Source organism: Nonomuraea sp. NPDC026600, assembly GCF_040638335.1.
In the GTDB taxonomy this organism is placed as follows: domain Bacteria; phylum Actinomycetota; class Actinomycetes; order Streptosporangiales; family Streptosporangiaceae; genus Nonomuraea.
The window spans coordinates 23422-48321 of the sequence record NZ_JBEZYD010000032.1 but is presented as its reverse complement, the minus strand read 5'-3'; the positions used below and the strand labels follow the sequence as shown (position 1 = coordinate 48321).

The window sequence follows — 24900 nt, the reverse complement described above, 5'->3', positions numbered from 1 at the left end:
TTGCAGCCTCTCACCGACAATTATTTTTGTCAAGCTTCGACCTGGGCTTATCCGGCAGCGTTTAGGGTGAGTTCGTGACCGCCAGCCAACGCCGCCGTGATCAGCTCAAAGAGTTCCTGCGTGCCAAGCGGGAGGCCCTCACACCCGCCGCCGTCGGCATGCCCACCGCGGGGCGCCGCCGTACTCCCGGACTGCGCCGGGAAGAGGTGGCCGTGCTCGCCGGTGTCGGGGTGTCCTGGTACACCTGGCTGGAGCAAGGACGCGACATCAAGGTCTCCGACGCCGTGCTGGACGCGGTCGCCCGCGCGCTGACGATCGTCGGCAGCGGCGGCTACGCCGAGGTGGTGACGACCTCCGCCGAGCTGGTGTCCCCGCTGGACGGCTACGACCTCGGGCTGGGCATCGCGGCGGCGCTGCCGTCCAACAGCACCACCGCGTTGCTCGTGCTCGACCGGGTGGCCCGCATCGAACCGGGGGAGAACGTGCTCGTGCACGCCGCCGCCGGAGGCGTGGGCAGCCAGCTCGGCCAGGCCGCCCGGTTGCTGGGCGCGGGCCGCGTGGTGGGCACCGTGGGCAGCCCCGCCAAGATCGAGAAAGCCAGGGCGTTCGGCTACGACGAGGTCGTCCTGCGCGAGCAGGTGGCCGAGGCCGGTCGGTTCGACGTCGTGGTGGACATGGTCGGAGGTGCGGCCCGCCGTACCAGCACGGTTTCCGGATTCAACCTGGCCGCGTTCTCCGCCGCCTTCCCCACGGAGGCGGGCCGGGCGCTGCACCGGGCGGTGGCCGCGGCCGCGAGCGGGGAGTTGCGGGTGCAGGTCGAGTCGCTGCGGCTGGAGCAGGCCGCGGAGGCGCACCGCCGCATCGAGTCCGGCCGCACGACCGGCAAGCTCCTACTCGAAATCGAACGAATGTGAGTGCCCGAATAAGTTCAGCAGAGCGCCCCCTTGTAGTAGGCGTAATGAGCCATGGAGTGCAGTACGTTCTGGCCGGGACCCGCGCACAGGTCGTAGTCTTCGGCTGCGGCCACCAGCACCCGTACCCAGACGCGGGTGTTCGCATCGCAGTGCACGTAGTACGGCGGATGTTGCCCGAGCCCGGTCGTGCCAGGCACAAAGCCGCAGAAGTCGTCTGCGTGAGCGGGTGAGGCCGTCACCGCGGAGGTCGCGATCGTGGCCAGGAGGACGGACGCGGCGACCGTCGCCGTTACCAGCTTGCCGAGCATGTGATTCTCCTTGTCACGGCCAGCGGATGTCGCCGGGCTTGTCACAGGTCTGGCCGGCGTACCAGGCGTTCTTGACGATGAAGACGTGGCCGATGTCGGTGCGTCCGGGAGGGACGCATAGATCCGGCTCGTTCGTCTGGGTAGTGAAGTTGATGTGGATCCACACGTTCGTGCGGCTGTCGCAGTGGTAGTAGACGGTGCGAACTCCCTCCACCTTGAAGCCGCAGCCGTCAGCATGTGCCTGAGCGAGGGGAAGGGCCACCGGAAGAGCAGTCAGCGTGCCGGCGATGGCGATGCCGGCGGCTGCGCGTCGTACGTGTGACGTCAGGCGTTTCATGGATATGAGTTCCTCCTTGGTCTTGAACCGCGGCGGCTATTTCGCCAGGTCGCCGCGGTGCTAGCCAGCAAAGCCCGTGGTCCGGGTGTCCAACAGGGGTGCGGACGGACTCGGACGGACTCGGCCGGAGTCACTCCACCGATGACCAGACCCGGACGGCGGATTCCCCGGGCACTTAGTACGGCGGGTCGTCGAAGTGCAGGCTCTCCGGGGGATGGCCGCTCACCGACTGGATGAGGTCGGAGGACACCTCGCGTACCTTCCGGTTCTGCTGCTGGGAGATCTGGCGCAGCAGGTCGAAGGCGTCGTGGGCGGTCCAGTGGTGTTCGCCCATGAGGATGCCGAGCGCCTGGTCGATGATCGCGCGTGTGCCGAGGGCCTCGCGGAGCTGCGTGGCCAGCTCGATCTGGCGGGCCGAGCGCAGGGCCGCGTCGAGGAGGAGTCCGATGTGCTCGGCGGTCAGGCGGGCGGCCCGCCTGGCCTCGTGGACGAGGGCGCCGGGCCGGCGGGAGTAGAGGTTCAGCGCGCCCAGCCACACGCCTTCGACCCGCAACGGCTCGGAATGTACGCTCCTGACCCCGTGAGCGAGCATCCGCGGCGGATAGTCGCTCCACCGCGTCTCGGTGGCGAGATCGGTGGCGAGGACGGGCTCACCGGTCGCCATGGCGTCGAGGCAGGGGCCCTGGCCGCCGCGGTACTGGATCTCGTCGAACACCCTGACGTGCGCCGCGGAGGAGGCGACGGTCTGTACGCGCCCGTCCTGGCGCAGGGTCACGCCCGCCATGGGCCGCCCCGGCATGGCGGCGGCGAGGTCGGCGAGGTGACGCAGCGCCATGCCGAGGTCCTCGGCGCCGTGCATGACGGCGGACAGCTCACGAAGCGTTGCGGCGACGCTCTTCGCGTCCATCGGGGAGTCTGCCATCTCGCCCGTGAACTGCCCTGGGCCGATGCCGCCTAACGTCCGAGGCGGCCCTGTTCGTAGGGTGGCTTCATGAGCATCGCCGATGACCCGGACCGCGCGCCCGCCCGCTCTCACCTGTACGCCATGGGAATGTCGGAGGAGGAGATGCGCCGTCCGATGATCGGCATCGCCTCCACCTGGACCGGCACGATGCCCTGCAACCTCACCCACCGCGAACTGGCCGCCCACGTCGCCACCGGCGTACGCAGGGCGGGTGGCACGCCGATGGAGTTCAACACGATCGCCGTCTCCGACAACCTCACCATGGGCACCCCCGGGATGCGCGCCTCCCTGGTGAGCCGCGAGATCATCGCCGACTCGATCGAGCTGATGGGGCGGGCGCACGGGTTCGACGCACTGGTGTGCGTGGTCGGGTGCGACAAGACCGTACCGGCGGCGATCATGGCGCTGGCGCGCCTGGACGTACCCGCCGTCGTCCTCTACAGCGGCAGCATGATGCCCGGCCGCTGGCGCGACCGGGACGTCACCATCCAGGACATGTGGGAGGCGCTCGGCGAGCGCGCGGTCGGCCGGCTCGACCAGGCCGACGTCGACGACCTGGCCAAGTACGCGTGTCCGGGCCCCGGCACCTGCGCCGCCCAGTACACCGCCAACACCATGGCCGGTGTCGCCGACTTCCTCGGCCTGGCCCCGTTCGGCATCGGCGACATCCCGGCGGTCGCCGGCACCAAGAACGCCGCCGCCGAGCGCGTCGGCGAGATCGTCATGGACGCGCTCGCCCGCGACGCCAGGCCCTCGCGCGTCCTCACCGAGGACGCCCTGCACAACGCCATCGTCTCGGTGGCCGCCATGGGCGGCTCGACGAACGCCGTACTGCACCTGCTCGCCATCGCCCGCGAGGCCGGGCTGCCGCTGCGCGTCGACGAGATCGGCGCCATCTGCCGGCAGGTCCCGATCATCACCAGGCTCATGCCCAGCGGCGCGCACACCGCCGCCGACCTGTGGCGCGCCGGCGGCACGGCGCTGGTGGCGCGGCGGCTGCTGGAGGCGGGCCTGCTGCGCCCGAACGCCCTGCTCGTCGACGGCCGTACCTACGCCGACGTCGCCGCGGCGGCGGAGGAGACGCCGGGGCAGCAGGTGGTGGCGACCGTGGAACACCCGGCCAAGGCGCGCGGGGCACTGGCGATCCTGCGTGGCTCGCTCGCTCCTGACGGGTGCGTGCTGAAGCTCAGCGGCAAGGAGGATTTCCGGCGTGAGGGGCCGGCCAGGGTGTTCGACGGCGAGGAGGCCTGTTTCGCGGCGATCCAGGAGGGGCGGATCCGGCCGGGCGATGTGATCATCGTCCGCTACGAGGGCCCGGCCGGTGGGCCCGGGATGCGGGAGATGCTGTCGATCACAGGGGCGCTGGTGGGGACGGGGCTGGGGGACTCGGTGGCGCTGGTCACCGACGGGCGGTTCAGTGGGGTCTCGCATGGAATGGTCATCGGGCATGTCGCGCCCGAGGCGTACGTCGGCGGGCCTCTCGCGCTGGTACGCGACGGTGATGTGGTCGTCATCGACAGCGCGGCGGGGACGCTCGATCTGAGCGTGCCGGAGGAGGAGCTGGGGCGTCGGCGGGATGCCTGGGTGCGGCCGGAGCGGCCGGTCGAGCGGGGGGTGCTGGCCAAGTACGCGGCGACCGTCGGGTCCGCCTCGGACGGCGCGGTGACCGTTTGACCTGCCTCCTGGCTGGTTAGCCTGAACGACCGATGCCGGCCTTCCCGGCTGGCTAGCCTGGACGACGATGACACGGACCTTTTTCGAACCAGACGAGACCGACGCGTACGAGGCGGCCGCGGACCTGCTGACCCGCCGCTGCCTCGCCTGGGCCGACGAGCGCGGCCTGCCCGCCGACCCCACGGTGCTGGCGGCGGCCCTCGAATCGCGACACAGCAGCCGCGACGGCCGCCTGGCCTACTGGGACCCGGCGCAGGTGCGGCGCTTCCTGCTGGAATGGATCCCCCACTACGTCGTCGCCCCTCGGGACGTGCTCGACGCCGCGCCGGAAAGTTTGCAGACGCTCCTGCGATACCTCGACGCGTCAGGTCTGCGTGACCCGCGCGGCACCGAGGTGGCGAAGCTGCCGGCCGCCGTGACCACGGCCGAGTACACCGCGGCGCTGGACGATCCGCTCCGCCGGAGCGTCGCGAAGTTCTGGACGCAGACCGCGCTCGACAGTGGTGTCGACTTCGACGATCGCCGGGCTGTGGAGAGGTTCCAGCGGGACATCGACGCCGGGCGGGTGCCGTACGACACCGAGGTCCTCGACCAGCTGACGATGGCCCAGCTCACCGAACCGGGGCCGGATGAGGAGCGCGCGTACGCCCAGCCGCCCATCGCCCTCGCCCCCGCGGCCGAGCTCGCTGAGGCGGCGGCTCAAAGCGAGATCGTCCGGCAACTCGCCGCCGTGGCGGAGTGGGCCGGGACGGACGGGCGACCGCTCACCGCCGCGGGGGCGCTCCGGCGCCCCGATGCCCGCGAGCTGGCGACGCTGCTGGAAACCGGGGAGGAGAACCTGCGCGTCATCGAGATGAGCCAGGTGAACCGCCTGCTGACCTGGGCGAAGAAAGCACGCCTGACCCGTACGAGCAAGGGACGGCTGCTCCGGGTGGCCAAGGCCGCGCCGATCCTGCGCGATCCCGAAGCCCTGTGGAGACGCGCGTTCGAGGTGTTCTTCGAGCTGGGCAGCACGATCGGGGCGCCGCCCACGTCTTGGGACGACTCCTCCATGCTCGTGGAGTCCTTCGAGGAGATCCTGCCGGACGTGCTGAACTCGATGTACGGCCTGCCGAGTCCCGTCCCCGTGGTCCGCCTCCAGGAGTCGGTGTGGCTGGCCTGCAAGGAGTACTACCTGGTCGACGACGAGGACGTCCGGGAGGAGGCGTGGCGGCGGCAGGTCGATCTGGATCTGGTGGCGGCGCTCGAGTCGCTGGCCGCGCTCGGCGCCGTGGAGCTGAGCCGTGGGGCGGCCGACGAGCTGTACTCCAGCGACCTTGATGACGAAGACCAGCCCTTGGACGCGGCGGCGGCCGTCCGGCTGCTGGCCCGCCTGAGCGATCCTGACCTGCTGCTGGCCCGGCTGACGCCGCTGGGCCTGCGGGCCACGCGGGAACGCATGCTCGCCGAAGGCCGCGACGCTCCGCTGATCGGCGAACTGGCCACCGCACCGCCCGCCGAAATGCTGGGCCTGCTGGCCCAGCAGTACCCGCCGGAGGCAGTCGCGGTCGAGCTGTCCGGCTGGCTGGCGGTGCCGGGCCAGGACGTCGAGACGCTGCTGCGGGCCATACGGGGCTGCCCGTTCCGTACGCGTGCGACGGCCATGCTCGGCACCATGACGGAAGCCCTGACCGACGGCCTGTCGATCCTCCGCAGCCTGCGCGACGACCCGGTCCTGGGACCCATCGCCCTGGCCTCGCTCCTCGACGGCGAACACCTGCAGCCCGAGTCCCTCAGCGCTCGGGAACAACTCCTGCTCCTGGCGGAAGAGCTGCTCATCCTCCTTGAGCTCGGGGGACCGGAGGCAGTCCTTCAGGAGATCACCGACATGGCGGGGAAGGACGCGGCGGAGGTGATCGAGGCGGCCCTGAGCTCTGGGCATCCTGACGTCGTCGGCCTGGAGGAACTGGGCGCGCTCCTGCCACAGCTGGCCCGAGCCCACCCGCTGCGCCTCGTGCCCGGTAACGCAACCGGGTCACGCGAGCGGCGTCGCGGCCACGGCAAGAAGCGCAAGCACTGACGCATCCTGATTTGTCGCAGAGTACGGCGGATTGGCGACCCGACCGGTCCGGTATCGCAGTTGGCCGGCCGGTTGCCTTGCCCCGCTGGTCACATCTCGTTCAGGATCTTCGCCTTGGCCAGCTCGAACTCGGCGGGCGACAGCGTGCCCGCGTCGAGCAGCTCGCGGAGCAGGCGCAGCCGGACGATCGGATCGCGGTCTGGTGCCGCCGCGCCGGTGGCGCGGCCAGGACTGCCCAGGGGAATCCCGCCACGGGTCCGCGTCGCCTCCGGCGCCGGGCCGAAGCCCTTGAACGTACCCAGAAAGAAGCTGAGGAGCCCGCCGATGATCGCGCCCGGCAGCACCCAGGCCCACTTCTCGGTGCCCGGCGGACACTGGCGCGCGGAGACGTGAACCCCGCCGGAGGAACAGCTACCGCCACGGACAAGCTGAAACAAGGCGTAGAGCGCGAGCCCGAGGCAGGCCAGCGAGATGAGAGCACCGATGCACACGCGAATGCGGTAGGCCACAGCGCGAACCGTACAGCAGTAATACCCCTATTGAGGGGTATCGCCCTGCTCAGGCGGATTACGGATGATCCGCGCTGAGCAGGGCCGCCATCGTGCTCAGGGACAGGTCGGCTCGCCGCTCTGCGCGGGTACGTTCACCCCGCTCCAGGCCGCCTTGATGACGTTGAACTCGACACAGCCGGTGTACAGCGTCCTGGCCGCCCGCAGCGTGGCCACGCGCGCCTTGGCGTGCGTCCACGGCGACGTCTTCATGTTCAGGCCGGTCATGAAGATCTGGCCCGCCTTGCGGACGCCGACGCCGGTGATGGCCGCGCCGCCGTCGCACCGGGTGCTGGCCGGCTTTCCGCTCGGGTTCGTGCCCTCGGCCAGTAGGTAGAACCAGTGGTTCTGCGGTCCGGCCGCCGCGTGCACCTCGGTGCTCGGGATGGAGGAGCTGTAGCAGTTCGGGTGACCCAGCGCCGACGGGTTGTACATGTTCCTGATCGCGCCGCTGCCCACCAGGTTGACCTCCTCGCCGACCAGGTAGTCGGGCGGGTCGAGGCTGGCCGGCTCGTTGGCGTACGCCTCGGTCAGCGCGCCGAAGATGTCACCCGTCGACTCGTTCAGGCCGCCGGACTCGTTGCCGCTGCCGCCGCTGCCGCCGGAGAACTGGAAGACGCCATGGCCGAACTCGTGCCCGACGACGTCCATCGAGGTGGCCTGCCGAGTGCTCGCGGAGTTGCGGCCGAAGGAGGCGTACGACCCGTTCCAGAAGGCGTTGGCCTGGTTCAGCCCGACCCTCGCGGGGTAGCCGCGGCCCGAGCCGTTGATGCCGTTGCGGCCGAGCCAGTCGCGGAGCATGTTCCACTCGCGCTGCTCTGCGAAGAGCGCGTCGACGCAGGCCGTCTCCAGGTTCGTGCCGCTGCCGGTGCCCCAGCTGTCGGTCGATTTGGTGTACACCGCGCCGTTCTGGCCGCCGCACTGGACGCCGGTGCGCGTGGGGTCGACCATCGAGTACGACGGGGAAGTGTCGATGGTGACCGGGTTGCCGTTGTAGTAGCTGTTGCCGGTGCCGTCGACTACCTGGTCCCACTTGTCGATGACCTGGCCGTTACGCGCGTCCACGTACACGTGCAGGATGCTGGACTGGTCGTCGGTGGCGGCCACGACCTCCCACGCCAGGCGTGGCGTGGACGTGGCGGCGTGCACCACGAGAGCCGGTGCGCTGATCGAGGTGGCCTTGGGAGCCACGTTGCGGGCCGTGTCCGCCGCCGCCTGCGCGGCGATCTGCGGCTTGGTGTCCAGGGCGATCTTCGCCTGCTGGCCGGTGTCGATCGTGCTGACGGCCTTGCCGGACTTGTCGGTCGTCATGACTACCTCGCCGCCGTAGACGGGCAGGCCGGCGTAGGTACGCGTGTACGTGAGGTGCTGTATGCCGTTGACGCCGGCGATGGCCGACGACAGGGAGAAAGCGTCCTGGTCGGCGGCCAGGAGCTGGGTTCGGCTGGATGCGATGACGCTCTGTGTGGTCGCCACCGCGGTGCCGCGCTCCGAGGGTGAGGGCGGGTCGGTCACCTGGGCGTTCGCGCTTGTGACGCCCGCCTGTGCGGTGATGGCCAGGGCTAACGCCAGTATGGCGGCAGTGCCCAACCTGAGCTTGGGGTTCACGCTCGTTGCTCCTCAGGGGGGTGGAGTGGACGAGCCCCGGCCGGCTGGGGTGTACTCAGACTGACATTCGAGTGACCTAAGTGATACCTCCCAATTTGCCCATAACGCCGTGGTATGGATCGACAACAAGGCCAGGTGACCGGGGAACCAGCGCTGGGCTGCCGGTAGGGCGTTGGCAGTAAATGGACGCGTCGGCTCGTGTGTGAGACTTGTACCGTATGAGCTTGTGATGAATAGCTGTACAGGGAGTGGTCTTGCAGGTCGCGGTCGTCACATTTGACGGATTCAACGAACTCGACAGCTTTATCGCGTCTGGGCTGATCAATCGTGCTCGCCGGCACGGCGTAACTGCGTACATCACGACACCCGCGCCTGTTGTGACCTCGATGAATGGCGTGGAGGTGACCGGTCAGCGGCCGTTGGACTTTGTCGCCGAGGCTGACGTCGTTCTCCTCGGCAGTGGCATCAAGACGCGCGATGTCGTGGCTGATGACACGCTGCTGGCGCGTCTGCCGCTTGACCCCGCCCGACAGTTGATCGGCTCGCAGTGTTCCGGAGCCCTGGTACTCGCGCACCTCGGTCTCCTTGCCGGGCGACCTGCCTGCACCGACACCATCACGCGGCCTTGGCTCGAGGAGTGCGGGGTGACGGTACTGGACGCGCCGTTCCATGCGGAGGGCGCGATCGCGACCGCGGGCGGATGCCTGGCATCTGTGTATCTGGCAGCGTGGACGCTGCTCCACACGGTCGGCGAGGCTGCGGCCTGGGCCGTGATCGAGTATGCGGCGCCTGTAGGCGAGAAGCAGGAGATCGTTCAGCGCGTCATGTCCAGGGTGCGTGCGGTCGAGGCAGCGTTGCACTGACTGGTCTTACTAGCTTTGACCAGCGGCGGACGGCTACGCAGAGCCGCTTTCCCTGTTTCGCAGGCCAAGTTTTCCCTGTTTCGCGGGCTGCGCGTACGCAGGATCGCCGATCGATGGTCAGCCGGACAACCCAGCGGGATCAGCCGGACAACAGCCCTGTCACGCACCGTAGTGGGCGTGGGCCGTAGGGAGCCGGACGGGCTCGAAGTGCCACTTGATCACTGACGGGCACGGCACCCCGTGCCTCATCACCCATCGGCGCATGAGGTCTTCAGACGAGAGCGGCCACCGCGCGCAGTGTGACACCCGTGCCCACGAGCAGGACGAGTGTGGCGGTCATGGCGGCGCTGTACGGGCGCAACCGCTGCATCCGCCCTCCCAAGGTAAGGTCGCCCAGCCTGCGCAGGGCGAGCGCCGTGATCAGTAGCGTGACCGCCATGCCGAGTCCGTAGCACACCACGGTCAGGACGCCGAACGCGGTGCGTCCCAGTGCCATCGCGCCGAGCAGGACCACCAGGGCCGACGGGCTGGGCACCAGCCCACCGGCTACAGCCAGCGCCACGACCCCACCCGACCCCCTCCCGTGACCGTGACCGTGCCCCTGGCCGTGCCCGTGACCATGTCCATGACCGTGGCGGGTCCGGTTGCGGAAGGCGGAGTGGAGCAGGCCGGCGCCGATCATGGCGATGAGGAGTCCGCTCGCCACGCCGAGCCAGCTCAGCACCACCTCACCGGCGATCGCGCTGGCGACCGTGACCAGCATCCCCAGAGCCAGCACGCCCGCCGTGTGGGTGGCGGTGACCGTGGCCGCGACGGTGACGGCGTCCCGCAACCGTCGTTGCCGTCCGGCGAGGTAGGCGGCCATGACGGTTTTGCCATGGCCGGGCATGGCCGCGTGCACGGTGCCCAGCGCCAGCGACAACAGCAAGGCCAGTAGCCCGAGCGGCACGGTCAGCCGGTCGGCGCCGATCAGTGTGTTGAGCCGGTCGGCCAGCAGGCCGGTGTAGCGGGTGACGGCATCCACACCCGGCACGTCCGCCGGCGCGCCGGAGCCGCCGTCGCCCGGCTCCGCCGTCAGGCGCGCCTGGCGTACGTCGAGCGGTGAGCTGAGCAGGTCGGCGGGGTAGTCGTGTAGCTCGCCCGACACGCTTTGCGCAGGGATGCTGGAGTCGCGCAGGCGCACGCCGTTCCCCTTGGCCGTGATCTCCCGCCAGCCCACGGTGTCGCCACGGTAGCCGTTGGCGAAGGTGAGGGCGAGCGGCCGGTCAACGCGGAGCGGCGCGGTCAGGTGGCACGTGAGCCTGCTGGTGCGCAGCCCCGCGGCGCCCGGCTGGTAGACGAAGGAGGCGTCGGTGACGCGCCAGGTCAGCAGCCGCCCTCCGGCCTGCGCGCGGACGGCGTCACGCAACTCGGCGCAGGTGCGACGGGCGTGGGTGTCCGCGGGGCCGGTCGGCGGCTGTTGCAGGGTGGGGATCTCGGCGAGGTCCACGATGGCCAGGTGCTCGATCCTGTCGCGGTGGATCGTCAGCCCGTCGTAGTGGTTGATGCTGAAGTTCCCCAGTGGATGCGCCGCCATGATCACGGCGGTGGCGAGTGCTGTGATCATGGCATCTCCGCGAGCAGCGCCCGCGCCCGCGTCGCCCCGGCCGGGGAGAAGTGCGGGTTGATGGACAGCGCTCTGCTCAGGTGGGTGCGGGCGGCGGCGGTGTGTCCGAGCGCGTGCTCGATCTCGCCCCGGTGGTAGGCGAACAGCGCGTTGCGCCCGCCGAGCGCGTCAGCTCGGGCGGCGTAGGTGGCGGCCTCGGCATGGCGCCCGGCCTGGTGCAACGCCCACCCGAGCGCGTCGGCGACCTCGACGCTCCGGCGTCGGTTCCATTCCGCCCGCAGGTGCCGGACCGCGGCATCCGCGTCGCCGTGGTTCGCCTCGAACATGCCCATGGCCAGGCTGTCGACGTTTCCGTTCGCGGCCAGCAGCTTGTGCTGGGCGGTGAAGACGGCGTACTGCCGCCTGGCCCCGTCCCCGTCGCCGAGGTGCTCGAGCAGTTCCCCGTATTCGACGACGAACGACGGGGAACGCGCGACGGCGGTGGCGTAGTCGCGCAGGGCCTGGTCGGTGTGGCCGAGCGCGGCCTCCGCGCGCGCCTTGCCGGCCCGCGACGCGACGTGTTCGGGTTCGGCGGCCAGCGCCTGGGTGTAGGCGGTGAGTGCGGTTCGAGGGTCGCCGTTGTTCCAGGAGAGCTCGCCGAGTTGCCATTGGCAGAAGGCGTACTCGGCGGCGTCGCCGGGGATCGCGCAGGCGCGGCGCAGCACCTCGCGGGCGGGGCCGGGCCTGCCGCGCAGGTGTTCCAGACGGGCGGCCCTGGTGAAGGAGGCGAGGTCGGGGCGGCCGTCGAGCATGCGGCGCAGCGCGGTCTCGGCCTGTTCGTACTGGCCGAGTTCGAGGTGGGCGTCGGTGAGCACGCCGTACAGAGCCCAGCGGAACGGCGCCTCCTTGCGGGCCTGCTCGGCCCAGCGCACCGCGCCGGCGAAGTCGTGCCGGGCGTTGGCCAGCGCGCCCATGCCGATCACGGCGTCGATGTACGGCTGTCCGTCGCCGGTGGGCCGGCGCAGTGAACGTTCGAACGCGCCCTGGGCCTTGCCGTAGTAGGCGGTGTCCGTGGTGCGGCGGGCCTGCTCCAGGTACATGCCGCCGAGGCTCGCCCAGACCGCCGCGTCGTCGGGGTGACGGCGCAGGTGCGTCTGGGCGGCCTCGATCGATCCGGCCAGGTCGTACGGTGACCAGTCCGCCGGTGCGGGAGGCGGCTCGTCCCGGCGCAGGAGTCCGCCGGGGGCGTACAGGGTCAGCAGGACGCAGCCCAGCAGCACGCATCCCAGCAGGGGCAGCAATCGCCGTACGTTGCTCATCTGGGTTCAGCCGGTGGCGGTGACGGGCAGCGCCAGGTAGGGGAAGCTGCCGGTGATGGGCTTGAGCAGGAACGCCGGGTTGTCCTCGGCGATGAGGCCCGGCGCGCCCCGGCCCGCGGGTTCGCCCAGGAGCATCCGCAGGTTGACGGTCACGACGTCGTCGATGAGGCGTCGGCCGTTGGGATAGCCCTGGGCGTCGCCCTTGAGGATGCCGTACTTGTCGGGTGCGGTGGCGACGGGCGTGCTCATGTTGAGCCGCAGTTCCTCCGCCTTGGCGACGCGCGGGGCGTCCTGGTTGAGCAGGTGGGAGTTGAGATCCTGCTTGATCGGCCCGTCCGCCCGCGTGGTGAGGCCGGTGAGGTAGATCTGCTCAAGGTCCTTGCGCGGGGCCGGCGGCGCCGTGACATTCGCCTGCTTGGCGACGACCGTGGCCTGGTCGGGGTCGAGCGTGGCTGGCACGACGAGGTTGCCGCTCTCGTCACCGTCCGGCCGCAGGGTGTTGAAGTGGTCGCGCTGCTTGAGCGGGATGATCACTTCGTTGAAGTTGGGGTTGCCCAGCCGGGAGACCTGCTTGTAATCGGCCGAGCCCGAGCCGAGCAGGCCGCTCGACTTGCGGGAGGCGGTGGTCCAGACGCCGATGACCGGGTTGCGGGCCGGGTCGCCGCCGAGCGCCAGCTCCGACTTGGGGAGTTGCAGAGCCAGGGAGCTGACGTTCATCGGCACCCCGGTCTTGACGGGGAAGAACGGGAGCCCGAACCTGAGCAGGCTGACGGCGTGGTTGTCGGAGTAGAACGGGTCGGCGGTGGTGCCGGTGAACACCTTGCCCCCGCCGGGCAGGTCGACGACGGCCTTGCGGCGCAGTGCCGGGTAGTTGGGAGTGACCAGGACGCCCATGTCGGTGGGGGCGGCGTACCCGTCGCGGACCAGGGTCTCCGACTTGCCGTCGCGCAACCTGGTCAGTGTGTAGCTCTGCTCGACCAGGGAGTCCAGCGGGCCTGCCTTGTGCTCGCGCTTGCGGATGAAGGAGGGCACCGGCAGGCCCTTGCTGGCGAAGGTCCATCGGTAGGTGACGGCGGCCTTGCCGGTGCCGGTGTTGTCGACGTGCACCTCATAGCGGGCGTCGGTGTCGAACTGGTACGGCTTGTACGGAGCCTGGAAAGGGATGTAGTTGGCCACGATCGTGACCGTGTCCTGCCGTTCCGGGCTGGTGAAGGCGTACAGGTCGGTGGCGTCGATCTGCTTGTTGAGGGTGGTGGCGGGGGCGTCCCAGTGGCTGCTCGCCGTGCTCGGCCGCATCGTGGGACCGAGGAGCACCGTGGCCGTCAGGACGGCGATGGAGGCGCCGGCGATCCACGTCCACCGGCTCCGAGCGCTGGTCAGTTGCATCTGTCTCTCGTTTCGCGAGTACCGGGCCGCGCCCAGGGGCACGGCCCGGTGGAGCCTCAGGTCAGGGGGCGTCGCCTACGGCAGGTACTGGACGACCGCGTCGAGGTTGGCCAGGTAGTCGCCCTCGTTCAGCGAGATGCCGGTCAGGTCCTTGACCGTCTTGCTGAGGTACGCGCTGGTGTAGAAAGGCCAGTACTTGGGTCCGATGCCGCCCTCGAGCGGGCGCGGCGTGGGCACGTTCCAGGCGAACTCGAGCAGCTTGTACGTGGCCACGAGCTGCTCGCCCTGAGGCTGCCCGTCGATCTCCACCTGGGCGTGTGTCCCGTCGACACGCAGGTAGATGTCGTGGATGGCGATCTTGTGCCCGCTCTTGACGTCATTGAGGATGAAGCCGCCGGGGTAGTAGACGCCGTTGCACGGGTCGATATGGTCCTGCTTCCAGCCGATGGGCATATAGATGCCCTTGTTACCGGGCTTGGCCTCTATAGGCGCGATGCCCTCCACCTTCACGCCGCGCTCGTCGAGGAGCCGGACGACATCGCGGCCGAAGTCGAAGTTCGCGTGTCCCTTCGGGCCGAAGTACGGAAACCGGAAACAAGAAGCGCTGGGCGGCGGGATGGACGGGGGACTGGCCTGGGCAGCGGAGACCGGTGCGGCCGTGAAAACCACGGCGCCGATCACGATTGTTTGAGCGACGCGAACAAGAGCACGCACGGCGTGACCTTTCGTCGGTGAGACATCGAAGTGCCTCTGACGTGCAGTGACTCACTTAAAGTAGTTGTCTAATAACTCTTTGTAAAGGAATCTTCAAAAGCTCACCACGGAAATTCGCGTCCTGAATTCGGGCATGGGAAAAGCAATCAATGGCGCGGAGAGAAAATGCCGGGAATGTTGTCGACGGCGATCCATGACCACAGGCGCCCCGTCGTACGGGCCGCCTGCGGGCAAAAGTGGACGTCGCTTAGAACAAGCCTCCTGGCTTCGGCAGGGGCAGGCCGGAGCCGCCCTGGCCCTGGATGGCGTCGCTCACGACCTTGAGCCCGAGCATGCCGAGCGAGGAGCCGGACTTGACGGGCCGGCTGGGCGGGCCCTGCCAGGCGATGTCCAGGTCGGCCCAGTGCATGCCGCCGTAGAACTTGGTGCCGAGTTCCTTGTTGAGGTCCGAGGCCCAGCCCCGATCCATGGACAGGATGACCTTGAGCGGGCCGACGCCTCCGTTGTGCGGGACGAAATTGCCGGGGGCCAGCGCCTGCGGGACGCTGAAGTTCACCATGGTCAGCTCACCGCCGGACCGGGGTTGCCCGTTGACGGTCGGTGTGGCGAAGAACTTGCTGTCACCCATGGCCGCGAACAGCACCCAGAAGGTGTTGATCTCGTACGTCGCGCCCGTCGCGTCGTTGCTGAAGCGGAAACCGCCGGGGTAGCAGACCCGCCCGCTGGGCGTCTCGATGTTGTCGTACCGTTCGCCGATGGGCATCCAGGCGGCGATGCCGCCGTCGGCCGGCTCGATCGGGTCCAGTGTCTCGAACCTGATTCCGGCCCTGCTCAGCTCGTTGAGGAACTCGGTGGAGAAGGTGGCTTTCGCGCTGCCCTCCTTGGAGAGGTAGCTGCCGATCTGCCCTTCCGAGAGGCAGCCGCCTCCCGGCGAACCGGGTGGAGCCGCCATCGCGGGGTGGGCGGACAGGAGGACGGTGGCCAGGGCGGTGCCACCGGCTATCAGGGCCGCACGATTCAAGCGCATGCTTGTTCTCCTTCGGGGGCAGGGGGACGGTGCATGGCGATTACAGACAGTAGTTATGACATCACATAGAGCTGCTGTCTGATAGGTGCCGTCCCGCCTTCGTTCCGCGGATCAGGGTCCGCTGCGCGGTGGTGCCACCTGTCCCGGGCCTGCCTGATCGACTTGTCGGCAGATCCTGGGAAGTCCTGCGCCAAGTCTGTACATGCCTGCGCCCGTCGATCGGCTGATCGGACGGGCGCAAAGGACACTGCATTCATGAACGGGCGTGAAACGGGTGCGGCAGCGGAGCGGGTGCACTCCGGGGGTGCCGTGTATGGGTCGCTGCTGGCGGCTTCCGTGGTCGCCGGCTCCGCCGCGGAGGGTGGACCGCCGACTCCGGCGGATCTGGTTATTCTGCTGATCTGTACGGGGGTGGTGTTCTGGATCACCCATGTCTACGTTCAGGTCGTGAGTTCCGGATATCCCGCCAGGCCCCTTACCTTGGGGAACTTGCGGGCGGTCGCCAGGCGCGAATGGCCGCTGGCACAGGCTTCGTTTCCGCCCTCCATAGCCGCCGCTCTGGCGTCTGGGCTGGGGATGTCCAACACGGTTGCGGCTTGGGCGGCGCTATGTGTCGCCGTGGCCAGTCAGGTCGGCTGGGCCGTTACGGCTGCGGTCCAGATCGGCTCTTCCAGAGGTGTCGTTGTCGTTTCCGGAATCGCCAACCTCATCCTCGGCCTGGCCATTGTCGCGCTAAAGACCTTGGTTTCCGGCCATTAAGGATCAGCTCGACAGGCCGTGGGCCTTGACCCACTCGGCGGCGACGTCGTCAGGGTCCTTGTGGTCGTTGTCCACGAGCGAGTCGAGCTTGGTCAGCTCCTCGGTGGTCAGCGCGGTGTTCAGCTTGGCCAGAGCGGTTTTGACCGTGTCGGTGGCCTTGTCGGTGCGGATCAGCGGGACGACGCGCTGGGCCGGGATGAGGTGCTTCGGGTCGGCCAGTACGACCCAGCCGTTCTTCGCGATGTCCGCGTCGGTGCTGAAAAGGTTCGCCATCTGGACGCCGCCGCTCTTCAAGGCTCCCTTGACCAGCGGTCCGCTGGCGTCGAGGGACTTGAACTCCTTGAACTCGACACCGTAGACGTCCTTGAGCCCGACCACGCCGACCTGGCGGGTCTTGACCTCCGGGGGTCCGCCGAAGACCAGCTTGCCGTTGTGCTTGGCCAGGTCGGCGAGGGTGGCGAGGCCGTACTTGGTCGCGGTCTCCTTGGTGACGGTGAAGACGTCCGCGTCCTCGGCGGCCGCGGGTGGCAGGACCTCCAGTCCCTGCGGCAGCTTGGCGGTGAGCGCCTGCTGCAGGGCGTCGGAGTCGCTCGCGGTGGCCTTGGGGTCGAAGTGCAGCAGGAGGTTGCCCTGGTATTCGGGCAGCAGGTCGATGTCGCCGTTCTGCAGCGCGGGCACGATGATCTCCCGCGAGCCGAGGTTGGGCTTGACCGTCGTCTTCACGCCCGCGGCGTCGAGGACGTCGGCGTAGAGGTAGCCGAGGATCTGGTTCTCGGAGAAGTTGGCCGTACCGATCACGATCGTGGACTCCGCCGGCGCGGCGGCGGACCCGGTGGCGGATGTCGGCGTGTTCAGGCTGGTCGTGCCGCCGCCGCAGGCGGCCAGTACGGGGAGTGCGGCGAGGGCGAGCGCGCCCGCGACGAAGTTCCGGCGATTCATGAAGGCTCCATCAGGTAAGGCGGTGGCGGAAGAGGATGCGGTGGATTCCGGCGAGGATGAGGTCCACGGCCACGGCGAGGGCCGCGACGAGGACGGCGCCGCCCAGGACCTGGGTGAGGTCGCGCTGGGCGAGTCCGTCGAAGATGTACCGGCCGAGACCGCCGAAGCTGACGTAGGCCGCGATGGTGGCGGTCGCGATGACCTGTACGGTCGCCAGCCGCACCCCGGTCATGATCAGCGGGGCGGCGAGAGGGATCTCCACCCGCCACAACGACTGAAGCCCGGTCATCCCCATGCCGCGGGCGGCGTCCTTGGTGTCCGCCTCGACCGCGGCCATGCCCGCGTAGGTGTTGGTCACGATCGCCGGGACGGCCAGCGCGACCAGGGAGATGTACACCGGGGTCATGCTCAGGCCGCTGACCAGGAAGACCAGGGTGACGATGCCCACGGTCGGCAGGGCACGACCGAAGCCCGAGAGGTTGATGGCGAGGAACGCGCCCCGCCCGGTGTGGCCGATGAACAACCCGATGGGCAGAGCGATCAGCGCGGCGACGAGAGTGGAGAGCAGGGAGTACTCCACGTGCTCGAGCAGCCGCTGGCCGATGCCCTCCGGACCCGCCCACTGACCGGCGGTGGTCAGCCAGGCGGCCAGTTGGGAGAAGAGATCCATCATGCGCGCGCTCCCTTGCGCATCCAGGGGGTGCAGAGCCATTGCACAAGGACGAGCACCGCGTCGGCGGCCAGCGCGAGCATCAGCGTGAGGACCACTCCGGCGAGCACGGGGGTGGGGAAACTGCGCTGGAAGCCATCGGTGAACAGCTGGCCGATGCCGCCGTACCCGATGTAGCTGGCCACGCTGACCAGGGAGATGGTCATGACGCTGGCCACCCTGACCCCAGCCATGATCACCGGCAGGGCGAGCGGGAACTCGACCTTCACCAGAGTGCCGAGTCGGCCCGTACCCATGGCGAGGGAGGCCTCCCGGACCTTGGCGGGCACGCTGTCGAGCCCCTCGACGGTGTTACGGAGCAGGACGACCAGGGTGTACACGGTCAGCCCGGCGATCGCGGTCGTCCTGGTCAGCCCCGTGATCGGCAGCAGCAGGACGAACAGCGCCAGCGACGGCACCGTGAACATGATGTTGGAGATCCCGAGCAGGAGTCCGCGCAGCGGACGGACCCGGTGGGCGACCACGGCGAGCGGCAGCGCGATCAGCAGGCCGAGCAGCACGGCGGGGACCGCCGTCGCCAGGTGGTCCAGCGTGAGCGCCAGCAGGTCGTCGGTGTGCGTGGTGAGCCAGCCCCATTCGATGATCATGCGAGGCTCCGCTGATGGGCGTGCACGACGTCGTCTCTGGACGCCCCGACCAGCACGCCCGCCGCGTCCACCCGCACCGCCATCCCGGTGGGCGAGGAGACGGTCTCGTTGAGCGCCGAGAGCAGTGAGTCGGCATCGGTCAGGCCGCGCACCGGGGTGAGGGCCGCCTGTCCGATCGAATCCGACCCGTCGAGCGCGTGGACGTCCAGCCAGCCCGCGGGTTTGCCGTCGGGGGAGACCGCGAGCAGCCACCGCCCCGTCGCCTCCGCGCGCGCCTGCGCGGCCGTGTCCGTGGTCCGTACCGTTGAGATCGGCTCGTACGGCACATTCTGCAGGGAGATGAGAGAGAGCAGCTTCAGCCCGCGTTCGGCCCCGAGGAATCCGGCGACGAAGTCGTCGGCCGGCCGGGCGAGCAGTTCGGCGGGCGGGGCGAACTGGACCATGTGCCCGCCGGTGCGGAAGACCGCGATGCGGTCGCCGAGCCGTACGGCTTCGTCGATGTCGTGGGTGACGAAGACGATGGTCTTGTGCAGTTCGGCCTGCAGCCGGATCAGTTCGTCCTGGAGCAGGGTCCGGACCACCGGGTCGACCGCCCCGAACGGCTCGTCCATGAGCAGGACGGGCGGGTCGGCGGCCAGCGCGCGGGCGACGCCCACGCGCTGTTGCTGGCCGCCGGAGAGCTGGTGGGGATAGCGTTTGCCGGACTCGGCGGCCAGTCCGACGACCTCAAGTAGCTCGGCGGCCCTGGCGCGGGCCTTGCGCCGGCCCCAGCCGAGCAGTGTCGGCACGGTGGCGATGTTGTCCAGGACCGTACGGTGCGGAAACAGGCCCGCCTGCTGGATGACGTATCCGATGCCGCGCCGCAACTGAGCCGCGGGCAGCTCTCGTACGTCGCGCCCGCCCAGGCTGACCGTGCCGGAGGTGGGATCGACCAGCCGGTTGATCATCCGGAGCGAGGTGGTCTTGCCGCAGCCGGAGGAGCCGACGAGCACCGTGATGCCTCCTTCGAGGAACTCCACGGAGAGGTCGTCCACGGCTGTCGTGCCGTTGGCGAACCTCTTAGTGACTGACTCGAATCGGATCATGGGCACCACCCTTGCCGGTTTGCATGTAATCATGCAGACTCATGCATGAATGAAAATATGTCAATAGTCGGCTTTGCGCAGGTGAAAGAGAGTTGAAACGTTGTGGCGTCTCGAATCGTAGGCATGGGCGTCCCACGGATCGAGCTCGACGGACATGGTCTTGACAGCGAGACAGTCGCGCTGATCGCCGACGGCGGGGCCCGCGTGGAGGTGCCCCCGCCCGCCTACGACAAGGTCGAACGGTCGTGGCGCAGGGCGGGCGACCTCGTCGCCACCGGGCGCGTCTACGGGCGCAGCACCGGCGTCGGCGCCAATCGCAGCCTGGAGGTCGATCCCGCCGACTTCGACCTGCACGGTCTGCGCCTGCTGCGCAGCCACGCGGGCGGGATAGGGGCACTGCTGCCGGCCAGGCAGGTCCGGGCGATGATGATCGTCCGGCTCAACCAGCTCCTGGTGGGCAGCGCCGGGCTCCGTCCCGAGGTGGTCCGCGGGCTCACCGTGGCGCTCGAGGCCGGAGTGCACCCGCCGGTGAACGAGTACGGCGCGGTCGGCACCGGCGATCTGGCCGCGCTGTCCCAGCTCGGCCTGGCCCTCGCCGGAGAGCACCCCTGGCACGGCGGTCCCACCCCGCCACCCCCGATCAGCCTCGAAACCGGTGACGCGCTGGCCCTGATCAGTAGCAACGCCCTCACCCTGGGACAGGCGTCGCTGGCCCGCCACAGCCTGGACCGCCTGCTCAGGGCCACCCATGTGGTGGCCGCGCTCTCCCTGCTGGCCGTCGACGGCTCGCTGGAGGCTTTCGCCGAACCGGTGCACGCCGCGCGCCCGCATCCGGGCAACGTCCGTGCCGCCGCCGAGGTCCGCCGGCTCGTCGGCGCGCCGGATCGGCCCGCGCCACCGACCGGCCGCATCCAGGACCCGTACGCCTTCCGCTGCTTCCCCCAGATCCACGGGCCGGCCTTGGAAGCCTCCGACGCGCTGGAGCGGGTGCTGGCCGTCGAGCTCAACGCGGGCGCGGAGAACCCGTTGATCAGCGCGGACGGCCCTGACGGCGGGCCGGCGTCGTACCACCACGGGGGCTTCTTCTCGGCTCACGTGGCGCTCGCGCTGGACCAGTTGTCTCTTGCGCTCCTGCCGACGGCGCGGCTGTCGGCGGCGCGGCTGGCGGCCCTGGCGGAGCCGGGCATCACGGGGCTGCGTCCGTTCCTCGCCGGTGAGGCGTCGGCCGGCTCCGGGGTGCTCATCCTCGAATACAGCGCGAACGCCGCCCTCGCCGAGCTGCGGAACGCGGCGGCTCCGGCCTCGTCCGGCCATGCCGTACTGTCGCGGAGCGTGGAGGAGGCCGCGAGCTTCGCCTCGCAGGCCGCCCGCCAGGTCCTGCGGGCCGTCGAGGCGTTCCGGCTGGTGCTCGGCTGCGAGCTCGTCGCCGCCGTCCGCGCCCTGCGTCAGCTCGACCCGAACAGCGCGAAGAAGCCGGCCTGGGAGGACCGGTCCTTGCCGGTAGGTCGCGCGTACGCGCTGGTGGACGACAATCTTGAGCTATCGATGGAGGACCGGCCGCTCACGGCGGACGTCTCGGCGGCTGCCGGTCTCCTCGACGCACTGGCCGATCTGTAGACCTCTGGAGAGTCATGAACACGGACGATGTCGCGCCGCAGGCACGCTTGCTGCGCCTGTTCGAAGGGCATCGGCTGACCCCCGCCCAGCGGCGGATCGCGCATTGCCTGGTTCAGCACGCCGGGCAGGCGGCCTTCCTGTCCAGCGTGGAGATCGCCGAGCTCGCGGGGGTGAGCCAGCCGTCGGTGACCCGGTTCGCGATGACCCTCGGGTTCGACGGCTACCCGGCGCTGCGTAAGCAGATGCGCGAGCTCGGCCTGCCCGACTCGCTGGGCAGGGGCGAGACGGGCGAAGGCGCGGCCCTGAGCGAGATCCAGCGGGCGGTGCGCACCGAGATCGCCAACCTTCAGCATCTGGCCGGCTCGCTGTCGGACATGACGGCGATCGTCAAGGCCGCCCGGCTGCTGGCACCCTCGCGGCCGCTGCTCGTGCTCGGCCTGCGCGCGGGCGCGGCGCAGGCCGCGGGCTGGGCCTACTTCGCCGCCAAGGTCCACCCCGACGTGCGCCTGCTCACCGAGGGCGGTTCCATGCTCGTCGACCGGATCGATCAGGCGGCCGACGCCGGGGCGAGCGCCCTGCTCTGCTTCGCCCTGCCCCGCTACCCCGCCGAGCTGATGGACGGCCTGTCCGCGGCCAAGAAGGCGGGGCTGAGCGTGGTCACCATCGCCGACAACGCCTTCGCGCCGTCGGCGGACCTGTCCGATGTAGCTCTGCCCGCGGCGGTCGGCACGGAACTGGTCTTCGACACGGCCTGCGCGCCCATGATGCTCGGCCGGGTCCTGCTGGAGACCATGGTCGACGAGATCCCGGACGCGCAGGCCCGCCTGGAGGCGTTCGAGCAGTCAGCGGCATCGCGCGGCCTGTTCACGGACTAGCTATTGACTGAATGGATTCATTCAAGATAGACATGCATGAATAGTTGCGCAGAGGGGGAGGTCAGGAACATGGACCAGAGCAGCGGTCCGCGCCCGGTTCGGGCGCCGCGTGGCACGAAGCTCAACACCCAGGGATGGCAGCAGGAAGCCGCCCTGCGGATGCTCATGAACAACCTCGACCCCGAGGTCGCCGAGCATCCCGACAAGCTCGTCGTGTACGGCGGCACCGGCAAGGCGGCCCGTGACTGGCGCTCCTACGACGCGATCGTCCGCACGCTCGGCACGTTGAAGGCCGACGAGACGCTGCTCGTGCAGTCGGGCCGCCCGGTGGGCGTGATGACCACGCACGAATGGGCACCGCGAGTCCTCATCGCCAACTCCAACCTGGTCGGCGACTGGGCCACGTGGCCGGAGTTCCGGCGGCTGGAGCAGCTCGGCCTGACCATGTACGGGCAGATGACGGCCGGCTCCTGGATCTACATCGGCACCCAGGGGATCCTCCAGGGCACCTATGAGACGTTCTCGGCCGTGGCCACCAAGAAGTTCGGTGGCTCGCTGGCCGGGACGATCACCCTGACCGCCGGGCTGGGCGGCATGGGCGGCGCCCAGCCGCTGGCCGTCACCATGAACGGCGGGGTGGCCATCTGCGTCGACTGCGACCCGCGCTCCGTGGACCGGCGCATCGAGCACCGCTACCTCGACGTCAAGGCTTCGTCGCTGGACGACGCGCTGCGGCTGGCCTACGAAGCGCGGGACGCGCGTAAGCCGCTGTCCATCGGCGTGGTCGCCAACGCGGCGCAGGCCGTACCGGAGCTGCTCGCGCGTGGTGCGGAGATCGACATCGTCACGGACCAGACGTCGGCGCACGACCCGCTGATGTACCTCCCGATCGGTGTGGCGTTCGAGGACATGACCGCCGAGGCGGACAAGGACCCCGAGGGCTTCACGACCAGGGCTCGGGAGTCGATGGCCCGGCACGTGGAGGCGATGGTCGGCTTCCAGGACGCCGGGGCCGAGGTGTTCGACTACGGCAACTCCATCAGGGGCGAGGCCCAGTTGGCGGGCTACGCGCGGGCCTTCGACTTCCCCGGCTTCGTGCCCGCCTACATCCGGCCGCTGTTCAGCGAGGGCAAGGGGCCGTTCCGCTGGGCGGCGCTGTCGGGCGACGCCCAGGACATCGCCAAGACGGACCAGGCGATCCTGGACCTGTTCCCGGAGAACGAGTCGCTGGCCCGCTGGATCCGGCTGGCGAGGGAGCGGGTCCACTTCCAGGGCCTGCCCGCGCGCATCTGCTGGCTCGGGTACGGCGAGCGGGACAAGGCCGGCGACCGGTTCAACGACATGGTGGCCCGTGGCGAGATCTCCGCCCCGCTGGCCATCGGCCGCGACCACCTCGACTGCGGCAGCGTCGCCTCGCCGTACCGGGAGACCGAGGCGATGCTCGACGGCTCCGACGCCATCGCCGACTGGCCGCTGCTGAACGCCATGGTCAACGTGGCCTCCGGCGCGTCGTGGGTGTCCATCCACCACGGCGGAGGCGTCGGCATCGGCCGTTCCATCCACGCCGGGCAGGTCACGGTCGCCGACGGCACCGCGCTCGCGGGCGAGAAGATCCGCCGGGTGCTCACCAACGACCCGGGCATGGGCGTCATCCGGCACGTCGACGCCGGCTACGACCGGGCCACCGAGGTCGCCCAGGAGCGCGGCGTGCGGATCCCGATGCGTGAAGGCGACGAGGCGTGATCGATCTCGATGACGGCAACTTCCGGGGGATGTGGCGCGAGCTGCTGCCCGTCGGCCGATATGACGCGACCGGCGGATATCGTCGCCACGCCTGGAACGCGGCCGACGGCGAATGCCGGGCGTGGTTCAGGGAGCAGGCGCTGAAGAGGGGTCTGACCTACGAGGTCGACCGGAACGGTAACCAGTGGGCCTGGTACGGAGACCCCGAGGCGGGGGACGCTATCGTCACCGGCTCCCATCTGGACTCGGTGCCTGACGGGGGAGCATACGACGGGCCGCTCGGTGTCGTGTCGGCGTTCGCGGCCCTGGACGCGCTCCGGGATCGGGGCACGCTCCAGGACCCGGGCACGCTCCAGGATCGGGGCACCACCGGTGGCCGCCGCCCGCTCGCGATCGTTAACTTCGGCGACGAGGAGGGCGCCAGGTTCGGCGTGGCCTGCGTCGGGTCTCGGCTGATGGCAGGGGTCCTGGACCCGGGGCACGCCCGGTCTCTCAGGGACCAGGACGGCGTCCTGCTCGGCGACGCGATGGAGCGTGCGGGACATGACCCCGCTGTGATCGGCCGTGATGACGAGCGGCTCGCGCGTATCGGCGCGTACGTCGAACTCCACGTCGAGCAGGGCCGGAACCTGGGCGACGCGCCGGTCGGCGTCGCGTCGGCGATCTGGCCGCACGGCCGCTGGCGTTTCGACTTCCACGGAGAGGCCAACCACGCGGGCACCACCCGCCTGGAGAACCGCCGCGACCCGATGCTGGCCTACGCCGCCACGGTCCTGAACGCCCGCGAGCAGGCCAGGCTCGCCGGGGCGCTCGCCACCTTCGGGAAGATCTCCGTCGAGCCCAACGGCACCAACGCCATCGCCTCCCGGGTGACCGCCTGGCTGGACTCGCGGGCCGCCGACTCCGCCACTCTCGACATGCTGGTGAAAGAGATCATTCACGAGTCGGGGGCGGAGGTCACCCGCGAGTCGTACACGCCGGTGGTCGCCTTCGACCGGTCGCTCAGGGACCGCCTGGTCGCCGGGCTCGGTGGGGTTCCCGTTCTGCCGACCGGTGCGGGGCATGACGCTGGCATTCTCGCCTCCGTCCTTCCCACGGCCATGATCTTCGTACGGAATCCGACCGGCGTTTCGCACTCTCCGGAGGAATACGCCGAGGAGACCGATTGCCTCGCCGGGGTGGCCGCCCTGGCCGCCGTGCTGGAGGACCTGCTGTGAACGGCCGGTTCTGGGCGAGGTACGCGTGGACCGGCGCGTCGG

23 protein-coding genes are annotated in these 24900 nt (G+C 69.7%); 9 read left to right on the top strand and 14 right to left on the bottom strand.

Features of this window, described 5'->3' with window-relative positions:
* Positions 1-74: 74 nt before the first annotated feature.
* Positions 75-914 carry a zinc-binding dehydrogenase gene (locus tag AB0F17_RS47815; RefSeq protein WP_358037690.1) on the top strand — a complete coding sequence of 280 codons (840 nt, stop codon included), beginning with the start codon at positions 75-77 and terminating at the stop codon, positions 912-914.
* Between the two features lie 14 nt (positions 915-928).
* Here the strand turns inward: AB0F17_RS47815 and AB0F17_RS47810 are convergent, their stop codons facing one another.
* From AB0F17_RS47810 to AB0F17_RS47800, 3 genes are all read right to left on the bottom strand, one after another.
* Positions 929-1222 carry a DUF6355 family natural product biosynthesis protein gene (locus AB0F17_RS47810; RefSeq protein WP_358037687.1) on the bottom strand — a complete coding sequence of 98 codons (294 nt, stop codon included), beginning with the start codon at positions 1220-1222 and terminating at the stop codon, positions 929-931.
* Positions 1223-1235: 13 nt separating this feature from the next.
* Entirely contained in the window at positions 1236-1559 is a 324-nt protein-coding gene (locus AB0F17_RS47805) for a DUF6355 family natural product biosynthesis protein (protein ID WP_358037684.1), read from the bottom strand.
* A 175-nt stretch (positions 1560-1734) separates the two neighbouring features.
* Entirely contained in the window at positions 1735-2481 is a 747-nt protein-coding gene (locus AB0F17_RS47800) for a GAF and ANTAR domain-containing protein (protein WP_358037681.1), read from the bottom strand.
* 69 nt (positions 2482-2550) lie between these two features.
* On the opposite strand from AB0F17_RS47800, the gene ilvD reads away from it, so the two are divergent.
* On the top strand, positions 2551-4197 hold the full coding sequence (gene ilvD, locus AB0F17_RS47795; RefSeq protein WP_358037678.1) for a dihydroxy-acid dehydratase: 1647 nt from the start codon (positions 2551-2553) through the stop codon (positions 4195-4197).
* Positions 4198-4264: 67 nt separating this feature from the next.
* The gene (locus tag AB0F17_RS47790) at positions 4265-6256 is read left to right on the top strand and encodes a hypothetical protein (RefSeq protein ID WP_358037675.1); all 1992 of its coding nucleotides are present in this window, start codon (positions 4265-4267) and stop codon (positions 6254-6256) included.
* A gap of 89 nt (positions 6257-6345) precedes the next feature.
* Here AB0F17_RS47790 and AB0F17_RS47785 read toward each other — a convergent pair whose 3' ends face one another.
* Positions 6346-6765, bottom strand: a complete 420-nt coding sequence (locus tag AB0F17_RS47785; protein WP_358037672.1) for an SHOCT domain-containing protein — start codon at positions 6763-6765, stop codon at positions 6346-6348.
* 96 nt (positions 6766-6861) lie between these two features.
* A complete protein-coding gene (locus AB0F17_RS47780; protein WP_358037669.1) occupies positions 6862-8412 on the bottom strand; it encodes a M4 family metallopeptidase in 1551 nt (516 codons plus the stop codon).
* A 254-nt stretch (positions 8413-8666) separates the two neighbouring features.
* On the opposite strand from AB0F17_RS47780, the gene AB0F17_RS47775 reads away from it, so the two are divergent.
* On the top strand, positions 8667-9275 hold the full coding sequence (locus AB0F17_RS47775) for a DJ-1/PfpI family protein (RefSeq protein ID WP_358037666.1): 609 nt from the start codon (positions 8667-8669) through the stop codon (positions 9273-9275).
* Positions 9276-9546: 271 nt separating this feature from the next.
* On the opposite strand, the gene AB0F17_RS47770 is transcribed toward AB0F17_RS47775, so the two are convergent.
* From AB0F17_RS47770 to AB0F17_RS47750, 5 genes are all read right to left on the bottom strand, one after another.
* On the bottom strand, positions 9547-10881 hold the full coding sequence (locus AB0F17_RS47770; RefSeq protein WP_358037663.1) for a High-affinity nickel-transporter: 1335 nt from the start codon (positions 10879-10881) through the stop codon (positions 9547-9549).
* Positions 10878-12179: a tetratricopeptide repeat protein gene (locus AB0F17_RS47765; protein WP_358037661.1), complete on the bottom strand. Its 1302-nt coding sequence runs from the start codon at positions 12177-12179 to the stop codon at positions 10878-10880. The genes AB0F17_RS47770 and AB0F17_RS47765 overlap by 4 nt, the downstream gene beginning before the upstream one ends.
* 6 nt (positions 12180-12185) lie before the next feature.
* Positions 12186-13565, bottom strand: coding sequence for a DUF4331 domain-containing protein (locus AB0F17_RS47760; protein WP_358037658.1), 1380 nt, complete (start codon positions 13563-13565; stop codon positions 12186-12188).
* A gap of 75 nt (positions 13566-13640) precedes the next feature.
* Positions 13641-14279 carry a hypothetical protein gene (locus AB0F17_RS47755; protein ID WP_358037655.1) on the bottom strand — a complete coding sequence of 213 codons (639 nt, stop codon included), beginning with the start codon at positions 14277-14279 and terminating at the stop codon, positions 13641-13643.
* A 247-nt stretch (positions 14280-14526) separates the two neighbouring features.
* Positions 14527-15306 carry a hypothetical protein gene (locus AB0F17_RS47750; RefSeq protein ID WP_358037653.1) on the bottom strand — a complete coding sequence of 260 codons (780 nt, stop codon included), beginning with the start codon at positions 15304-15306 and terminating at the stop codon, positions 14527-14529.
* Between the two features lie 255 nt (positions 15307-15561).
* Between AB0F17_RS47750 and AB0F17_RS47745 the strand changes: the two genes are divergently transcribed.
* Positions 15562-16065 carry a hypothetical protein gene (locus AB0F17_RS47745; RefSeq protein ID WP_358037650.1) on the top strand — a complete coding sequence of 168 codons (504 nt, stop codon included), beginning with the start codon at positions 15562-15564 and terminating at the stop codon, positions 16063-16065.
* A 3-nt stretch (positions 16066-16068) separates the two neighbouring features.
* Here the strand turns inward: AB0F17_RS47745 and AB0F17_RS47740 are convergent, their stop codons facing one another.
* Genes AB0F17_RS47740 through AB0F17_RS47725 form a run of 4 tightly spaced genes read right to left on the bottom strand, consistent with a single transcriptional unit; the run spans position 16069 to position 19406 of the window.
* Positions 16069-17004, bottom strand: a complete 936-nt coding sequence (locus AB0F17_RS47740; protein WP_358037647.1) for an ABC transporter substrate-binding protein — start codon at positions 17002-17004, stop codon at positions 16069-16071.
* A 10-nt stretch (positions 17005-17014) separates the two neighbouring features.
* Positions 17015-17677 carry an ABC transporter permease gene (locus tag AB0F17_RS47735; RefSeq protein ID WP_358037644.1) on the bottom strand — a complete coding sequence of 221 codons (663 nt, stop codon included), beginning with the start codon at positions 17675-17677 and terminating at the stop codon, positions 17015-17017.
* Complete coding sequence (locus tag AB0F17_RS47730) at positions 17674-18321, bottom strand: ABC transporter permease (protein WP_358037640.1); 648 nt, start codon at positions 18319-18321, stop codon at positions 17674-17676. The genes AB0F17_RS47735 and AB0F17_RS47730 overlap by 4 nt, the downstream gene beginning before the upstream one ends.
* Positions 18318-19406 carry an ATP-binding cassette domain-containing protein gene (locus tag AB0F17_RS47725; RefSeq protein ID WP_358037637.1) on the bottom strand — a complete coding sequence of 363 codons (1089 nt, stop codon included), beginning with the start codon at positions 19404-19406 and terminating at the stop codon, positions 18318-18320. Before AB0F17_RS47725 ends, AB0F17_RS47730 begins: the two co-directional genes overlap by 4 nt.
* A 123-nt stretch (positions 19407-19529) precedes the next feature.
* On the opposite strand from AB0F17_RS47725, the gene AB0F17_RS47720 reads away from it, so the two are divergent.
* The 4 genes from AB0F17_RS47720 to AB0F17_RS47705 all read left to right on the top strand — a co-directional run bounded on the left by AB0F17_RS47720 (position 19530) and on the right by AB0F17_RS47705 (position 24858).
* A complete protein-coding gene (locus AB0F17_RS47720; RefSeq protein WP_358037634.1) occupies positions 19530-21023 on the top strand; it encodes an aromatic amino acid ammonia-lyase in 1494 nt (497 codons plus the stop codon).
* A 14-nt stretch (positions 21024-21037) separates the two neighbouring features.
* Positions 21038-21898, top strand: a complete 861-nt coding sequence (locus AB0F17_RS47715; RefSeq protein ID WP_358037631.1) for a MurR/RpiR family transcriptional regulator — start codon at positions 21038-21040, stop codon at positions 21896-21898.
* A 69-nt stretch (positions 21899-21967) separates the two neighbouring features.
* Positions 21968-23641: a urocanate hydratase gene (gene hutU, locus AB0F17_RS47710; protein ID WP_358037629.1), complete on the top strand. Its 1674-nt coding sequence runs from the start codon at positions 21968-21970 to the stop codon at positions 23639-23641.
* Positions 23642-23670: 29 nt separating this feature from the next.
* Positions 23671-24858 carry an allantoate amidohydrolase gene (locus AB0F17_RS47705; RefSeq protein ID WP_358037995.1) on the top strand — a complete coding sequence of 396 codons (1188 nt, stop codon included), beginning with the start codon at positions 23671-23673 and terminating at the stop codon, positions 24856-24858.
* The last annotated feature ends 42 nt before the right edge of the window (positions 24859-24900 follow it).

What these genes read in the sequence shown, in the direction of transcription:
- AB0F17_RS47810 (WP_358037687.1), bottom strand. Translation starts at nt 1,222, where the DNA reads ATGCTCGGCAAGCTGGTAACGGCGACGGTCGCCGCGTCCGTCCTCCTG.
- AB0F17_RS47805 (WP_358037684.1), bottom strand. Translation starts at nt 1,559, where the DNA reads ATGAAACGCCTGACGTCACACGTACGACGCGCAGCCGCCGGCATCGCC.
- AB0F17_RS47800 (WP_358037681.1), bottom strand. Translation starts at nt 2,481, where the DNA reads ATGGCAGACTCCCCGATGGACGCGAAGAGCGTCGCCGCAACGCTTCGT.
- ilvD (WP_358037678.1), top strand. Translation starts at nt 2,551, where the DNA reads ATGAGCATCGCCGATGACCCGGACCGCGCGCCCGCCCGCTCTCACCTG.
- AB0F17_RS47790 (WP_358037675.1), top strand. Translation starts at nt 4,265, where the DNA reads ATGACACGGACCTTTTTCGAACCAGACGAGACCGACGCGTACGAGGCG.
- AB0F17_RS47770 (WP_358037663.1), bottom strand. Translation starts at nt 10,881, where the DNA reads ATGATCACAGCACTCGCCACCGCCGTGATCATGGCGGCGCATCCACTG.
- AB0F17_RS47765 (WP_358037661.1), bottom strand. Translation starts at nt 12,179, where the DNA reads ATGAGCAACGTACGGCGATTGCTGCCCCTGCTGGGATGCGTGCTGCTG.
- AB0F17_RS47760 (WP_358037658.1), bottom strand. Translation starts at nt 13,565, where the DNA reads ATGCAACTGACCAGCGCTCGGAGCCGGTGGACGTGGATCGCCGGCGCC.
- AB0F17_RS47750 (WP_358037653.1), bottom strand. Translation starts at nt 15,306, where the DNA reads ATGCGCTTGAATCGTGCGGCCCTGATAGCCGGTGGCACCGCCCTGGCC.
- AB0F17_RS47745 (WP_358037650.1), top strand. Translation starts at nt 15,562, where the DNA reads ATGAACGGGCGTGAAACGGGTGCGGCAGCGGAGCGGGTGCACTCCGGG.
- AB0F17_RS47740 (WP_358037647.1), bottom strand. Translation starts at nt 17,004, where the DNA reads ATGAATCGCCGGAACTTCGTCGCGGGCGCGCTCGCCCTCGCCGCACTC.
- AB0F17_RS47735 (WP_358037644.1), bottom strand. Translation starts at nt 17,677, where the DNA reads ATGATGGATCTCTTCTCCCAACTGGCCGCCTGGCTGACCACCGCCGGT.
- AB0F17_RS47730 (WP_358037640.1), bottom strand. Translation starts at nt 18,321, where the DNA reads ATGATCATCGAATGGGGCTGGCTCACCACGCACACCGACGACCTGCTG.
- AB0F17_RS47725 (WP_358037637.1), bottom strand. Translation starts at nt 19,406, where the DNA reads ATGATCCGATTCGAGTCAGTCACTAAGAGGTTCGCCAACGGCACGACA.
- AB0F17_RS47720 (WP_358037634.1), top strand. Translation starts at nt 19,530, where the DNA reads ATGGGCGTCCCACGGATCGAGCTCGACGGACATGGTCTTGACAGCGAG.
- AB0F17_RS47715 (WP_358037631.1), top strand. Translation starts at nt 21,038, where the DNA reads ATGAACACGGACGATGTCGCGCCGCAGGCACGCTTGCTGCGCCTGTTC.
- hutU (WP_358037629.1), top strand. Translation starts at nt 21,968, where the DNA reads ATGGACCAGAGCAGCGGTCCGCGCCCGGTTCGGGCGCCGCGTGGCACG.
- AB0F17_RS47705 (WP_358037995.1), top strand. Translation starts at nt 23,671, where the DNA reads ATGTGGCGCGAGCTGCTGCCCGTCGGCCGATATGACGCGACCGGCGGA.